Consider the following 14,403-nt stretch of genomic DNA (forward strand, 5'->3'; position numbering starts at 1 on the left):
GATGCCGGACGACGACGCCACCACGGTCCTCGCGCTGCCCGCGCCGCTCGACGAGCGCACGTCCGCGCTGGTGCGGGCGCTGCAGCGGGACGCCGCCGCGCAGGACGGCGTGCCGCCGCTCTCGGAGCAGCCGTTGCTGCGTCTGCGTGACGCCGAGGCACCCGTGGTGCACCTGGTGGCGCACGGCGTGGCGGGGGTCCCCGCCGGCACGGCCGAGGTCGTCGGGTACGCCCAGGTGGACGTCGGGTCCACGACGACGGCACGCGCCGAGCTGGTCGTCCACCCCGACCACCGCCGGCGCGGCGTCGGGTCGGCACTCCTCGACGCCGCACGAGCCCGGGCGGCGGCCGTCCCCGGCCGCCGCCTGCACGTGTGGGCCCACGGCGACCTCCCCGCGGCCCGGGCGCTGGCCGCCGCGCAGGGCATGCCCGTGGTGCGCGAGCTGCTGCTCATGGGTGTCGACCTGGACGCGCACCCGCCGGCCGCGCCGACGCTGCCGCCGGGCGTGCGGGTGCGGGCGTTCGTTCCCGGGCAGGACGAGGACGCATGGCGCCGGGTCAACGCCCGGGCGTTCGCGCACCACCCGGAGCAGGGCCGCATGACGTCGGACGACCTGCGCTCGCGCGAGGCCGAGGCGTGGTTCGACGCGGCGGGGTTCCTGCTCGCCGAGCGCGACGGGGTGCTGCTCGGCTCGGTGTGGACGAAGGTGCACCCGGCGGGCGAGGCCCCGGGCGCGGCACCCGACGAGCGCGTCGGCGAGATCTACGTGGTCGGCGTGGACCCGGACGCGCAGGGCCTCGGCCTGGGCCGCGCGCTGACCGCTCTCGGGCTGACGCACCTGCGCGACGCGGGCCTGCGTCGCGCGCTGCTCTACACGGAGGCGGACAACACCGTCGCGGTGCACACGTACGGGCGGGCGGGGTTCACCACCGTCTCCGCGGACGTCATGCACGACGCCACCGAGGCCGCCGTCGGGGCGGGTGACGACGCCCCCGACGGGGCGGTCGGCGGCGCGTCGGGCGGCACGTCCGGCACGCCGCACCCGCAGGACACGACGAGTTCACCGAGCGATGCCACGATGGGTGCATGACCGACGCCCCCACGATGGACCCGGAGCTGGCCGCCCGCATCGCCGAGCACGTCGAGGTCGTCGAGCAGCCCGCGCACCCGCACGACACGCCGCTGCCGGACGACCGGTTCCTCGACCGCGAGCTGTCCTGGCTGGCCTTCAACCAGCGGGTGCTGGAGCTGGCCGAGGACCCGGACGTGCCGCTGCTCGAGCGGGTGCGGTTCCTCGCGATCTTCGCCTCGAACCTCGACGAGTTCTTCATGGTGCGGGTCGCGGGCCTCAAGCGGCGGATCGCCACGGGCATCGCGGTGACGGCCGCGTCGGGCCGCTCGCCGCGCCAGGTGCTCGAGGCGATCAGCGAGCGGGCGCACGTGCTCATGGCCCGGCACGCGGCGGTGTTCGCCGAGCAGGTGCACCCGGCCCTCGCCGACGAGGGCATCCGGATCGTGCGCTGGGACGACCTGGGCGACGCCGAGCAGGACCGCCTGCACAAGTTCTTCCGCCGGCAGATCTTCCCGGTGCTCACCCCGCTGGCCGTGGACCCCGCGCACCCGTTCCCGTACATCTCGGGGCTGTCGCTGAACCTCGCGGTCAGCGTGGTCAACCCCGCGAGCGGCAAGGAGCACTTCGCGCGCGTGAAGGTGCCGCCGCTGCTGCCCCGGTACATCGCCGTCGACGCGTCGGGCCGGCCCAGCGCCCCGGACAACCACACGGGCGCGGACAAGTCGCCCACGTCGTTCGTGCCGGTCGAGGACGTCATCGCCCAGCACCTCGACCAGCTGTTCCCCGGCATGGAGGTGCGGGAGTTCCACACGTTCCGCATCACCCGCAACGAGGACGTGGAGGTCGAGGAGGACGACGCCGAGAACCTCCTCAAGGCGATGGAGAAGGAGCTGCTGCGGCGCCGCTTCGGCCCGCCCGTGCGCCTGGAGATCGCCGAGGGCATCAGCCCCCGGGTCCGCAAGATCCTCGTGCGCGAGCTCGGGATCGCGCCGGAGGACGTCTACGAGCTGCCCGCGCCGCTGGACCACACGGGCCTGAACGTCGTCGCGGACCTCGACCGGCCCGAGCTGCAGCACCCGCGGTTCGTGCCGTCGACGCACCGGCACCTGGCCGAGGTGGAGTCCGCGACCCCGACGGACGTGTTCGCGGCGATCCGCGCGCGCGACGTGCTCCTGCACCACCCGTACGACTCGTTCTCCACGTCGGTGCAGACGTTCCTCGAGCAGGCGGCCGCCGACCCGCACGTGCTGGCGATCAAGCAGACCCTGTACCGCACCTCGGGCGACTCCCCCATCGTCGACGCCCTCATCGACGCCGCCGAGGCCGGCAAGCAGGTCCTGGCGCTGGTCGAGATCAAGGCGCGGTTCGACGAGCAGAACAACATCTCGTGGGCGCGCAAGCTCGAGCAGGCCGGCGTGCACGTGGTCTACGGGATCGTCGGCCTCAAGACGCACTGCAAGCTGAGCCTGGTCGTGCGCCAGGAGTCCGACGGCCTGCGCCGCTACAGCCACGTCGGCACGGGCAACTACCACCCCAAGACCGCGCGCCTCTACACCGACCTGGGCCTGCTGACGGCGGACCAGGAGGTCGGGCAGGACCTGACGCGGCTGTTCAACCAGCTGTCGGGCTACGCCCCGAAGTCCCGCTTCCACCGGCTGCTCGTCGCGCCGCGCCAGGTGCGCGCCGGGCTCGTCGACCGGATCGAGCGCGAGGCCGAGGCCGCCCGGCGCGGCGAGCCCGCGTGGATCAAGATCAAGGTCAACTCGATGGTCGACGAGGCCACCATCGACGCGCTCTACCGGGCGTCGCAGGCGGGCGTGCCCGTCGACATCAACGTCCGGGGCATCTGCGCCCTGCGCCCGGGGGTGCCCGGCCTGTCCGAGACCATCCGCGTGCGGTCCATCCTGGGCCGGTTCCTGGAGCACTCGCGGGTGTTCGCGTTCGCGCACGCGTCGCCGTCGTCCGACGACGGGTTCGAGGGCCCCGAGGTGTACATCGGCTCGGCCGACCTCATGCACCGCAACCTCGACCGTCGCGTCGAGGCGCTGGTGCGCGTGGCGGACCCGGACCACGTGGCCGAGCTCGTCGAGCTCATCGACGAGTCCGTGGCCGACACCACGTCGTCGTGGCACCTGGAGCAGGACGGCTCGTGGACGCGGCACCACCAGGGCCCGGACGGCCCGCTCACGGACCTGCAGGCCGTGCTGATCCACCGGCAGAGGCGCCGCCCGGGCACCTCCCGGTGAGCGCACCGCGGACGGTCGTCGAGGCGGCCGGTGCGCTGGTGTGGCGGGTGCGGGCCCGCGAGCTGCAGGTCGCGCTCGTGCACCGCCCCCGGTACAAGGACTGGTCGTGGCCCAAGGGCAAGCTCGACCCGGGCGAGTCCGCACCGGTCGCGGCGGTGCGCGAGGTCGAGGAGGAGACGGGCCTGCCCGTCGTGCTGGGCCGCGCGCTGCCCGGGCTGGAGTACACCGTCAACGGCGGCACGCTCAAGCGCGTGCACTACTGGGCCGCGCAGGTCGCGGGTCGCTCCGACGCCGCACCGATGTCCGCCCGCCCGCCCGTGCCGCACACGGACCGCGACGAGATCGACCACTGGGACTGGTTCGACGTGCGCACCGCGGCCGGCATGCTCACCCGCCGCGAGGACGTCGCCCCGCTCGACGCGCTGGTCGAGGCCTACGCCAAGGACCGGCTGGGCACCCGGGCGCTCGTGGTGGCCCGTCACGGGCAGGCGCGCAAGCGGTCGCTGTGGGGCGGCACGGAGGACGACCGCCCGCTGACGGGGCTCGGGCAGCGCCAGGCCCGTGCGCTGGTGCCGCTGCTCGCCGCGTACGGCGCCGCCCGCGTGGTGACCAGCCGGTGGGAGCGCTGCGCCGCGACGGTCACCCCGTACGCGACCGCGGCGGGCCTGACCGCGGAGGTCGCCGACGTCCTCACCGAGGCCGAGCACGTGTCGTCCCCCGCGCGCGTCGCCGCCGTCGTCGCGGACCTGCTGCACGACCCCGCCGACGCGGTGCTGTGCACGCACCGGCCCGTGCTGCCGACCGTCCTCGACGTGCTCGCCGAGCACTCGCGCCGCGTCGTCGCCGACGTCCTGCCCCGGACGAACCCGTTCCTCGCCCCCGGCGAGGTCCTGGTCGCGCACACGGCGCGCACGCCCCGCGGCCCCCGGGTCGTGGCCGTCGAGACCCACCGCTCCCCCACCGCCGACTGACCCGGACGCGCCGCGCGCCGCCCGCCCGGCAGGGCGGACGGCGCGCGGTCGCACCGGGTCGGCGTCAGGCCTGGACGGCCCGACGACGACGGCTGATCACCAGGGCCGCACCCCCGGAGGCCAGCAGGAGCGCGACGACCCCGAGAGCGACGCCCACGGAGGCGCCGGTGTCGCTCAGGCGGTCGACGACCGGGCTCCCGGCGACGGTGAACGCGACCTGCGCGAGCACCTCGCCGTCGGGGCCGCGCGCCTGCAGGTGGTGCACGCCGGGCTCCAGGTCGGTCGGGACCACGACGGTCGCGGTGGCCGCGCCGTCGACGACCTCGACGTCGAGGAGCTTGCGGTAGGTGCTGGCCACGCCGATCTCGACCTCGTCGACCGTCAGGCCGGTGAGGCGGAACGTCACCGGCTCGCCGGGGCGGACACGGGTCCGGTCGAGCGTCATGCCCGGCGCGCTCGTGCCGGGGGTCGGCGTCGCGGTGGGCTCGGCCGTCGGCTCCGCGGTGGGCTCAGCGGTGGGCTCCGTCGTGGGGCCCGCGGTCGGGGTGGCGGTCGGCGACGGGGTGGGCGTGGGCTCGCTGTCGAGCGCGACGAGGCCGGTCAGCGCCGCCTCGACGAGGGCCACGGCGGCGTCGACGTCGTCGGCGGTGGTGCGCGAGCCGGCCAGCACGACGCGCCCGACCTCGACGGCGTCGTCCAGCACGGCCAGCGACGCGGGCGTCCAGGCGGACCGGTCGACGGCGTCGGCACGGTCGAGCACCGCGACCAGGGCAGCGGTGTCGGCGGGCGCCGCGGCGGCGGGCGTCAGCACGAACGCGTCGACCCAGCCCCACGCCCCCGCGGGCAGCTCGCCCTCGAGCGCGACGGTCACGGTGCCGGCCTCGGTGAGGACGACGTCCTCGACGGTCGCGGTGCGCAGCTGCTGCCAGCCGGCGAGCGGGAGCTCGGCCGAGCGGGTGCCGGACGCGGTGGTCGCGGACAGCGTGACCGCCCCCTCGCCGCCCTCGAGGCTGCCGTGGCCGGTGGCGCTGAGGGTGTACGTGCCCGCGGGGACGTCGGCGACGGTCTGCCCGACGCCGAGCGTGTACGGGGTGCCGAGCCAGAAGTTCACGGCCCGGGTGCCGGCCGGCACGTCGGAGCCCTCGGCGACCTTGGCGGTGTCCCACGTGATGGTCCACATGCCCAGGTCGTCGTCCTCGAACCCGCCGTTGCGGACGAGGTTGGCGGCGAGCACCTCGACGGTGGCGGTGACGGCGCGTCCCGCGGCGGTCGTGCCGCGCACGGTGTACTCGCCGGGGCCGCGGATCCAGTCGGTCGCGGAGCTCCACGTGACGGCCTCGTCCTCGACGGAGCCGTCGTTGTAGGTCACCTCGACGGTGCCGGGCAGCGTGACGTCCTGCCCGTCCTCGACCGTGACGTGGACCGGCTCGACGGAGACGACCTCGCGGGGCGCGGTCGCGCCGGTGCGCACGTACCGGAACACCTGCAGGGACTCCAGGGGCGTGCCGTCGGCGGCGAACATCGCCTGGTTGTCCCACGCGGAGCCGCCGTACCACTGGCCGGCGTCGTGGGCGTCGTACTCGCCCGCGAAGCTCGACGCCCAGCCGGAGCCGTGCTCCTCCCACAGGAGGCGATTGGCCTCGACCTCGCTCGCGGGGCCGACGGGCAGCCACGCGGGCTCCCAGTAGAAGACGCCCACGCCGGCGTCGCCGAGGGCGTGCACGGCCGCGACGACCTCGCGCCAGGCCGTGGCCTGGCCCTGGACGCTGACCGGGTACTGCGTGGCCTCGGACGCCAGGTCGATGACGTTGCCGTGCCCGTCGCCGTCCTCGAGCGTCGTGGCCCAGGAGGTCTCGGCGACCATGACCTGCTTGCCGTAGGTGTCGGCGACCTGGCCGAGCACCGCCGTCAGGTTCGTCGTCGTGCCGTGCCAGAACGGGTAGTACGACGTGGCGAAGACGTCGTAGTCGACGTCGCGCGCGTCGAGCGCGGCGGCGTACCCGGCGTACCGGCCGGCGGTCTCGGGGTTCGTGAAGTGCAGCGCGACCTGCGCGTCGGGCAGGACGTCGCGCACCGCGGCGCTGCCCGCGGAGAAGATCTGCGCCATGCCGTCCCAGCCGGTGACGCCCGCGATCCCGTTGTTGGTCTCGTTGCCGACCTGCACCATCGTCACGTCGACGCCGGCGTCCTCGAACGCCTGCAGGCTCGCCGTCGTGTAGTCGGTGACCTCGGCGGCCTTCTGCGCGACGGTGAGGTCCGCCCACGCCTTGGGGGCCTGCTGCTTGGCGGGGTCCGCCCAGAAGTCCGAGTAGTGGAAGTCCACGAGGACGCCCAGCCCGGCGGCGGTGGCCCGCTCGCCGATCTCGACGGCCCGGTCCACGTCGACGTCGCCGCCGCCGTAGCCGTTGCCGTCCGCGTCGAACGGGTCGTTCCAGACCCGCACGCGCACGTGCGTGACGCCGGAGCCGGCGAGCACGTCGAACAGGTCGGCCTCCTGGCCGGACGCGTCGCGGAACACGACGCCGGACTCCTCGAGGGAGAGCACCGAGGAGACGTCGACGCCCTGGACGAAGTCCGCGGCGAGGCCGTCGACCTTGTCGACGACGATGCCGGCCTCGACGGGCCCGTCCGTGGGTGCGTCGGCGGCACCGGCGGGCAGGGCGGCGAGCGGGGTGAGGACCAGGCCGCAGGCCGCGGCGACCGCGACGGTCCTGCGTGGATGACGTGCGCGCACGTGGGTGTCCCTTCATGTCGATCGTCGTCGTTCGAGCATGGGCGGCGCCCGGGCCGGGACGGCAGGGCGCCGCACCCGCCGCGGCCCGGGGAGGGGTGGGGCCGCGGCGGGGTGGTGCGTGGTGGTGCGGGTCAGCCCTTGACGGAGCCGGCGGTCAGACCGCCGACGATGTACTTCTGCAGGACGAGGAAGAGCACGAGGACGGGCAGGGCCGCGATGACCGCACCGGCGGCGAACAGGCCCCAGTTGGCGTTGAGCTGCTGGGAGACCCACCCGTACATGCCGACCGCGAGCGTCCAGTTGCGGTCGGACGTGAGGATGACGCGGGCGAGGATGAACTCGCCGAACGTCGCGATGAACGACAGCAGGCCCACGACCGCGAGGATCGGCGTGACCAGGCGCAGGATGATCGTCCAGTAGATCTGGGCGTGCGTGGCGCCGTCGATCTTGGCGGCCTCGTCGAGCTCGCGCGGGATCGTGTTGAAGAACCCGTACATGAGGAACGTGTTGGTGCCGAGCGCACCGCCGAGGTACACGGCGATGAGCGCGAGCTTGCTGTTCAGGCCGAGCGCGGGGACGACCTCGCCCAGCGCGATGAGCAGCAGGAAGATCGACACGAACGCGAGCATCTGCGGGAACATCTGGATGATGAGCAGGGCGGTGAGCCCGCCGCGGCGGCCGCGGAACGAGAACCGCGAGAACGCGTACGCGGCCGCGGCGCCCATGAGCACCGAGCCGACCGCGGTGGCCCCGCCGATGACGAGGCTGTTGACCGCCCACGACCAGAACCGGGTCGCGCCCAGGGCCTCGAAGTTCGCGGTCGAGAACGACTGGAACAGCGACGTGGACCCCGTCAGCGTGCCGGTGCTCGCGACCGCGGCCGAGAGCACGTAGACCAGCGGGAACGCGGCGTAGAAGACGATCAGCGCGGCGAACGGGTACTTCCACCCGACCTCCGCGAGCCAGCGCGAGCGGCGCACGCGGGACCGGTCGTGGGTCGTCGTCACGGTGGCCATCAGAGGACCTCCTCCAGCTTGCGCGTGCGTCGGAACGCCAGGGCCGAGATGGTCCCGATGATGACGAAGATGATGATCGACAGGGCGCTGGCCAGGCCGAAGTCCGCCCGGCCGCCCGCGACCCCGGAGATCTGGTAGATCATCGAGATCAGGATGTCGGTGTGCCCGAGCACGGCCGAGGTGTCCGTGAAGCGCGGTCCGCCGCCGGTGAGCATGTAGATGATCGTGAAGTTGTTGAAGTTGAAGGCGAACGACGAGATCAGCAGCGGCGCGGTCGAGACCAGCAGCAGCGGCATGGTGATCGACCGCCACGTCCGCCAGCGGCCGGCGCCGTCGATGCGGGCGGCCTCCATGACGTCGTCGGGGAGCGACTGCAGGGCGCCGGTGCACACGAGGAACCAGTACGGGAAGCTCAGCCACAGGTTCACGCCGATGATCGCCAGCTTGGCCAGCAGCGGGTCCTCGAGCCACGGGATGCGGGTGTCGAAGAAGAACAGCTGGTTGATGATCCCGTAGTCGGGGTTGGAGTTGAGCATGCCCTGCCACAGCAGCGCCGACAGGAACGCCGGGAACGCGTACGGGAGGATGAACAGCGTCCGCAGCACCTTGCGGCCCCGCACCCGCGGGTCGTTGAACACGATGGCCAGCAGCAGGCCCAGCAGGAAGCTCGTGGCGACCGTGAGGATCGCGAACGCGAACGTCCACGCCGTGATCCGCAGCAGCGGCCCCGAGTAGTCGTCGTCGGTGAACGCCCGCGTGAAGTTGTCGAAGCCGACACCCACGCGCCAGCCGACCGGCAGCGCGGTGCCGTCGGGGGCCACGAAGCTGCCCTCGTCGCTCGCCGAGTACACGACACCGGTCTCGGTGTTCGTCATCGTCACGGCGTCGGCGTCCCAGACCAGCGCGGAGCGGTACACCGAGCCGGTGGTGCCCTCGCGGGTGCGGATCGAGCCGTCGTCCGCGTCGTCGGAGACCGGCACGCGCAGGTCCACGACCTCCTGCTGGAGCGCCTGGTCACCCATGAGGGTCGCGTACGGCACGACCTCCCAGCCGGGCACCGCCGTCACGCGCGTGCCGTCGACCGTCGCGTCGGGGGCGGCGACGAGCGGCTCGTCGGCCGCGCCGACCCGCACCACGCCCTCGTCGACGATCGCGAAGCCGTTCTCGCCGTCGCGCTGCACGATCGTCAGCGGGTAGCTCGGCGCGTCCTCGACGCGGCGCTCGTTCTGGATCAGCAGGGCGTCGACCGCCTGGTCGCGGGTCGTGTTGTGACCCGTGCCGTAGTTGGTCATCGCCACGTAGGCGGTGTAGCCCATCGAGAACAGCTGGAAGACCAGCAGGAACACCAGGCCGGGAAGGATGTACTTCATCGGCAGCGCCCGCTTGCTGAAGTACGCCCAGTCGGCCAGGACCAGCAGGGCGAGCGACGCCGCGAGGATCCCCCACGCCCCCTGCACCCAGGCCGCCCACACGACCCCGACGCCGACGGCGTTGACGACGGCCATGAGGGCGAGCTTGACGAGGAAGCCCCACCCGGTGCCGTCCCAGCGCCGCGCGTGCGGCTCACGGACGGTGCCGCCGGGACCGGGCGGCGCGGGGTGCACGTGCGTGGACATGTGTCCTCCGAGGGAAGGGACGCTGCGTGGAGGGGTGGCGGGGCACCGGCCGGACGGTGCCGGAGGGGTGGCCACGTGGGGGTGGCCGGTGCCCCGCCGGGATCAGGTCGGGATCAGCCGAGGTTGGACTCGAGGTCCGCCAGCATCTTGTCCCAGGCCGCCGCCGGCTCCGCGGAGCCGGAGATGATCGACGACTGCGCCGCGTTCCAGTACTCCCACACGTCGGCCATCTCGGGGATGGACGGCATGGGCGTGCCGTTCTGCGACGCGGCCAGGAAGCCGGCGACGATCGGGTCCTCGGCGACGGACTCCGCGACCTCGCTCAGCGCGGGGATGCGCGGGTCGGCCTCGTACAGCGCCGTCTGCGCCTCGGGCGTGGCCATGTAGTTGGTGAGGAAGTCGTTCGCGAGCAGCGCGTTCTCGCTCTGCGCGGAGACGTAGAAGCCCTGCACGCCGACGAACGGCGCCGCGGTCTCGCCACCGGCGGACGGGATCGGGTCGACGGCCACGTCGATGCCGGCCTCCTCGAACGCGGCGATCGCCCACGGGCCCGCGATCGTGTACGGCGCGTTGCCGTCCGCGAACTCCTGCACCGCGATGTCGTACGTCCAGTCCGTGCTGAACAGCCCCGTGCCGGCCATGCCGTTCTCGCCGAGCCACGCGGCGAACGCCTGGCCCTCCTCGCCGCCCATGCCGATGTCCGTGGTGTACGAGCCGTCCTCGTTCTGCTCGAACACGGGGGCGCCGAACGACGTCTGCAGCCCGTAGTACGTGTACGCGTCACCCGTGGTGCCCGCGGTGTTGATGACGAACGGCAGCTTGGCGCCCGAGGCGCGGCCCGCCTCGATCATCGCGTCGAACGTGTCCGGCGTCGGCTCCGGCGCCAGCTCGGTGTTGCGGACCACGGCCACGGTCTCCAGCGCGTACGGCAGGCCGTACAGCTGACCGTCGTACGTGAAGGCCTCGGTCGCGACGGTCTCGAAGGCGTCCGCGTCGGCCAGGTCCACGGAGTCGACGACGCCGTTGACGATGAACGAGCCGAGCCAGTCGTGGGCGCCGACCGTGATGTCCGGGCCCTCGCCCGTGGGGACCTGCGCGAGGAAGTCCGCGCGGATGTCCTCGAAGTTCTTCTGGACGAGCTCGACGGTGACGCCGGTCGCGGCCTCGAAGTCCGCCGCGGCGGCCTCGACGGCCGGCTGACGGTTCTCGTCGACCCAGATCGTCAGCGTGCCGGTGCCGCCGGCGGCGGCGGACTCGGACGCGGCGGGCTCGGCGTCGCCGCCGCTGCAGGCGGCGAGGAGGGCTGCCGTCGCGACCATCGCGACCGGGAGTGCTGCTGTCTTGCGCATGGACGTTCCTTCCGGTGAGGTGCCGCAGCGCGCGCCCGGAGGGATCGCTGCGCTGCGACGAGGGGAATGCGGCCGGCCGACCTCCGTGTCGACCGGCGGGGGTCACTCCTGCGGGCCATCACCCCCGGTGGGCCGCCGGACGACGGCGACGGCGCCGGCGGGCAGGTCGAGCGCACCCGCGACCCGGGTGCCGGTGAGCAGCTCGACGCCGTCGCCGAGCCGTACCTTCGCGTCGTCGCCCGAGTGGTTCAGGGCGACGACGTAGTCCGCGTCCGCGCCGCGGCGCGTGACGACCTCGACGTCGTGCGCGTGGCCCGGGGGCACGACGCGCGCGTCGTCGTAGACGGCCGCCAGCACCGGCGCGAGCTCGTCGATCCCGAGCCGCGTCGAGACGTACCAGGCGGTGCCGTCGCCGAACCGGTTCCGCGTCACCGCGGGGCCGCCGGCCGCCGGACCGTCGAGGTAGGAGGCCACGACCTGGGCCCCCTCGAGCGCGATGTCGTCGGCCCACACGTCCGCCACGATCTCGCGCTCCTCGCCCCAGGTCCAGAGCAGGCGCGCGGCGTCCCCGGCGCGCAGCGGCAGGAACTCCTCGACCGTCAGCCCGAGGACGTCGCGCAGCGGTGCGCCGAAGCCGCCGGGGTGGACGGCGTCGTTCTCGTCGACGACGCCCGAGAAGAACGACACCACCAGCGTCCCGCCGCCGGCGACGTACCGGCGCAGGTTGTCCGCCGAGGCCTGGGTGAGCAGGTACGACGCCGGTGCCACGACGAGCCGGTAGCCGGACAGGTCCGCACCCGGGTGCGCCATGTCGACCGTGAGCCCGTCGCGCCACAGCCGCTCGTAGTACGCACGCACGCGCTCGCGGTGCGTCACGTCGACCGACGGCCGCCACTCCAGGTCCTGCGCCCAGAACGACTCGGTGTCCCACAGCAGCGCGACGTCGGCGTGCACGCGCGAGCCGCGGACCTCCGCGAGGCGGCCGAGGTCGGCGCCGAGGGCGGTGACCTCGCGCCACACCCGGGAGGTGGTCCCGGCGTGCGGGAGCATCGCCGAGTGGAACTTCTCCGCGCCCGAGCGCGAGGCGCGCCACTGGAAGAACAGCACGGCGTCGGCGCCGCGGCCGAGGTGCGTCAGGGAGTTGCGGGCCATCTCGCCGGGGCGCTTGGCCACGTTGCGCGGCTGCCAGTTGACGGCCGACGTGGAGTGCTCCATGAGGATCCACGGGCGCCCGCCGGCCACCGAGCGCGTGAGGTCGGCGGCCAGGGCGAGGCCGACGTGGCCGCGCTCGTCGGCGGCCGTGAGGTAGTGGTCGTTCGCGACGACGTCGACCTCGCGCGCCCAGGCCCACAGGTCCGTGGTCGCGCACTCGTTGGCCATGAAGTTCGTGGTGACCGGCTGGGTGGCCCGGGCCTTGATGGCGTCGCGCTCGGCGACGAAGCACGCACGCAGCTGGTGGTCGGTGAACCGGGCGAAGTCCAGCCGCTGGGCCGGGTTGGCCACCGAGGGCGTCGCCGCGGGGGCGCCGACGTGCTCCCACTCGGCGTACCGCTGGCCCCAGAAGGCGGTGCCCCACGCGGCGTTGAGCCCGTCGAGGGACCCGTAGCGCTCCTGCAGCCAGGCGCGGAACGCCGCGACCGACGCGGGCGAGAAGTCCTCGCCCACGGGGGCGCCGTACTCGTTGTGCACGTGCCACATGACGACGGCGGGGTGCTGGGCGTACCGGTCGGCCAGGGCCGAGGCGATCCGCACGGCGGCCTCGCGGTAGGCGGGCGAGCTCGGGGACGCCATGCCGCGCGAGCCGAAGCCCTGCACGGTGCCGTCCCGCGTGACGACGCGGGCCTCGGGGTGGGCGTGGAAGAACCAGGCGGGCGGCGACGCCGTGGGGGTGCCGAGGTCGACCGCGATGCCGTTGCGGTGCAGCAGGTCGAGCAGGTCGTCGAGCCAGGCGAAGTCGTGCTCGCCCTCGCGCGGCTCGAGCAGCGCCCAGGAGAAGATGCCGACGCTCACCAGGTTGACGCCGGCCTCGCGCATCAGCGCGACGTCCTCGTCCCAGACCTCGCGGGGCCACTGCTCGGGGTTGTAGTCACCCCCGAAGGCGATCGCCTCGCGCGGGAACCAGCTCGTGTCGCTCATGACGCTCCGTCGGGTCGTGCTGCACGGCCGCTCGGCCTGTGCACGGTCACAGCCTGTGACCGTGCACAGCATAGGCACACGTCGGGTGGGCAGCGCCACCGCCCGATACGGGTCGTTATGGACCTGTGACCGCGCACAGGATGTCGTCCCAGGAATGGCAGCGCTCCCGCCTGCCGGCGGGCTAGAGTCGTGCTCCGTGGAGAGCACCGCAGGGGGCCGTCGCCGACCGACCATCCGCGACGTCGCGGCCGAGGCCGGCGTCTCGCGGGGCACGGTCTCCCGCGTCATGAACGGCGGGCACTGGGTGTCCCCCGAGGCCCGCAAGGCCGTCGAGCAGGCGATCCGCTCGACAGGCTACCGCGCGAACCTGCACGCCCGCAGCCTGGCCACCGGCCGCTCCAACTCGGTGGCGTTCCTGCTGACCGAGCCGCAGCACCTGCTCTTCGCCGACCCCAACTTCGCGATCCTGCTGCGCGGCGCCGCCGAGGCGACCGCGGCCCGCGGCATGACGCTCATCCTGCTCGTCGCGGGCACCGAGACCGAGCGCGTCAACGCCGCCGCGTACGTCTCCGACGGGCACGTCGACGGGGTCCTGCTCATCTCGTCGCACGCCGACGAGCCCCTGCTCGGCGACCTCGTCGAGCGCGGCATCCCCACCGTGGCGTGCGGGATCCCCCTGGGCTGGTCGGGGCGCGTGGCGTCCGTGTCCGTCGACGAGGTCGGCGGGGCGCGCACCATGGTCGGGCACCTGCGCGCGCAGGGCCGCCGGCACGTGGCGATGATCGCCGGGCCGCTGGACACCCCCGGCGGCCGGTTCCGGCTCGCGGGGTACCGCGAGGAGCTCGGCGACGACTACGACGAGCGCTACGTCGCGCACGGCGACTACAGCGCGTCGTCGGGCGAGGCCGCGATGGAGGAGCTGCTCGCACGCGTGCCCGACGTGGACGCGGTGTTCGCCGCGTCCGACCTCATGGCCGCCGGCGCCCTGACCGCGCTGCGCCGGCACGGGCGCCGGGTCCCCGACGACGTCGCCGTGGGCGGGTTCGACGACTCGGGCCTCGCCGCGACCCTCGACCCGCCGCTGACGACGATGCACCAGCCCTTCGACCTCATCAGCGCCGAGATGGTGCGGCTGCTGCTCGACGTCGTCGCCGGCGCGCCCCGCACGTCCGTGACGATGCCCGCGCGCCTGGTCGCCCGCGCCAGCGCCTGAACGCCGGGCGCCGGGCGACCCGCGGCGGCGGGGCCCGGCGTCCGGCGCGT

Annotated in this window: 9 protein-coding genes; 4 read left to right on the top strand and 5 right to left on the bottom strand. The window is 73.9% G+C overall.

The window, feature by feature from the left end; translation table 11 throughout:
* The first annotated feature begins 1 nt into the window (after nucleotide 1).
* Genes mshD through BKA21_RS06220 form a run of 3 tightly spaced genes read left to right on the top strand, consistent with a single transcriptional unit; the run spans nucleotide 2 to nucleotide 4,289 of the window.
* Entirely contained in the window at nucleotides 2-1,090 is a 1,089-nt protein-coding gene (gene mshD / locus BKA21_RS06210) for a mycothiol synthase (RefSeq protein ID WP_140457451.1), read from the top strand.
* The gene (locus tag BKA21_RS06215) at nucleotides 1,087-3,318 is read left to right on the top strand and encodes an RNA degradosome polyphosphate kinase (RefSeq protein ID WP_140457452.1); all 2,232 of its coding nucleotides are present in this window, start codon (nucleotides 1,087-1,089) and stop codon (nucleotides 3,316-3,318) included. The genes mshD and BKA21_RS06215 overlap by 4 nt, the downstream gene beginning before the upstream one ends.
* The gene (locus BKA21_RS06220) at nucleotides 3,315-4,289 is read left to right on the top strand and encodes an NUDIX hydrolase (RefSeq protein WP_140457453.1); all 975 of its coding nucleotides are present in this window, start codon (nucleotides 3,315-3,317) and stop codon (nucleotides 4,287-4,289) included. Before BKA21_RS06215 ends, BKA21_RS06220 begins: the two co-directional genes overlap by 4 nt.
* 64 nt (nucleotides 4,290-4,353) lie before the next feature.
* Here BKA21_RS06220 and BKA21_RS19910 read toward each other — a convergent pair whose 3' ends face one another.
* From BKA21_RS19910 to BKA21_RS06245, 5 genes are all read right to left on the bottom strand, one after another.
* On the bottom strand, nucleotides 4,354-7,023 hold the full coding sequence (locus tag BKA21_RS19910) for a glycosyl hydrolase 53 family protein (RefSeq protein ID WP_140457454.1): 2,670 nt from the start codon (nucleotides 7,021-7,023) through the stop codon (nucleotides 4,354-4,356).
* Nucleotides 7,024-7,154: 131 nt separating this feature from the next.
* Nucleotides 7,155-8,039: a sugar ABC transporter permease gene (locus BKA21_RS06230; RefSeq protein WP_140457455.1), complete on the bottom strand. Its 885-nt coding sequence runs from the start codon at nucleotides 8,037-8,039 to the stop codon at nucleotides 7,155-7,157.
* The gene (locus BKA21_RS06235) at nucleotides 8,039-9,655 is read right to left on the bottom strand and encodes an ABC transporter permease subunit (protein ID WP_140457456.1); all 1,617 of its coding nucleotides are present in this window, start codon (nucleotides 9,653-9,655) and stop codon (nucleotides 8,039-8,041) included. Before BKA21_RS06235 ends, BKA21_RS06230 begins: the two co-directional genes overlap by 1 nt.
* A gap of 113 nt (nucleotides 9,656-9,768) precedes the next feature.
* A complete protein-coding gene (locus tag BKA21_RS06240) occupies nucleotides 9,769-11,004 on the bottom strand; it encodes a sugar ABC transporter substrate-binding protein (RefSeq protein WP_140457457.1) in 1,236 nt (411 codons plus the stop codon).
* Between the two features lie 102 nt (nucleotides 11,005-11,106).
* Nucleotides 11,107-13,140 (bottom strand): beta-galactosidase, encoded by a 2,034-nt coding sequence (locus tag BKA21_RS06245; RefSeq protein ID WP_140457458.1) that lies wholly within the window; start codon nucleotides 13,138-13,140, stop codon nucleotides 11,107-11,109.
* 196 nt (nucleotides 13,141-13,336) lie between these two features.
* Between BKA21_RS06245 and BKA21_RS06250 the strand changes: the two genes are divergently transcribed.
* Entirely contained in the window at nucleotides 13,337-14,353 is a 1,017-nt protein-coding gene (locus BKA21_RS06250; RefSeq protein WP_239072729.1) for a LacI family DNA-binding transcriptional regulator, read from the top strand.
* The last annotated feature ends 50 nt before the right edge of the window (nucleotides 14,354-14,403 follow it).

This window comes from Cellulomonas oligotrophica (assembly GCF_013409875.1).
Taxonomy (GTDB): domain Bacteria; phylum Actinomycetota; class Actinomycetes; order Actinomycetales; family Cellulomonadaceae; genus Cellulomonas; species Cellulomonas oligotrophica.

Excerpts from the sequence above, each read along its gene's own strand:
- BKA21_RS06235 (WP_140457456.1), bottom strand. The coding sequence starts at position 9,655 with ATGTCCACGCACGTGCACCCCGCGCCGCCCGGTCCCGGCGGCACCGTC.
- BKA21_RS06215 (WP_140457452.1), top strand. The coding sequence starts at position 1,087 with ATGACCGACGCCCCCACGATGGACCCGGAGCTGGCCGCCCGCATCGCC.
- BKA21_RS06245 (WP_140457458.1), bottom strand. The coding sequence starts at position 13,140 with ATGAGCGACACGAGCTGGTTCCCGCGCGAGGCGATCGCCTTCGGGGGT.
- mshD (WP_140457451.1), top strand. The coding sequence starts at position 2 with ATGCCGGACGACGACGCCACCACGGTCCTCGCGCTGCCCGCGCCGCTC.
- BKA21_RS06240 (WP_140457457.1), bottom strand. The coding sequence starts at position 11,004 with ATGCGCAAGACAGCAGCACTCCCGGTCGCGATGGTCGCGACGGCAGCC.
- BKA21_RS06230 (WP_140457455.1), bottom strand. The coding sequence starts at position 8,039 with ATGGCCACCGTGACGACGACCCACGACCGGTCCCGCGTGCGCCGCTCG.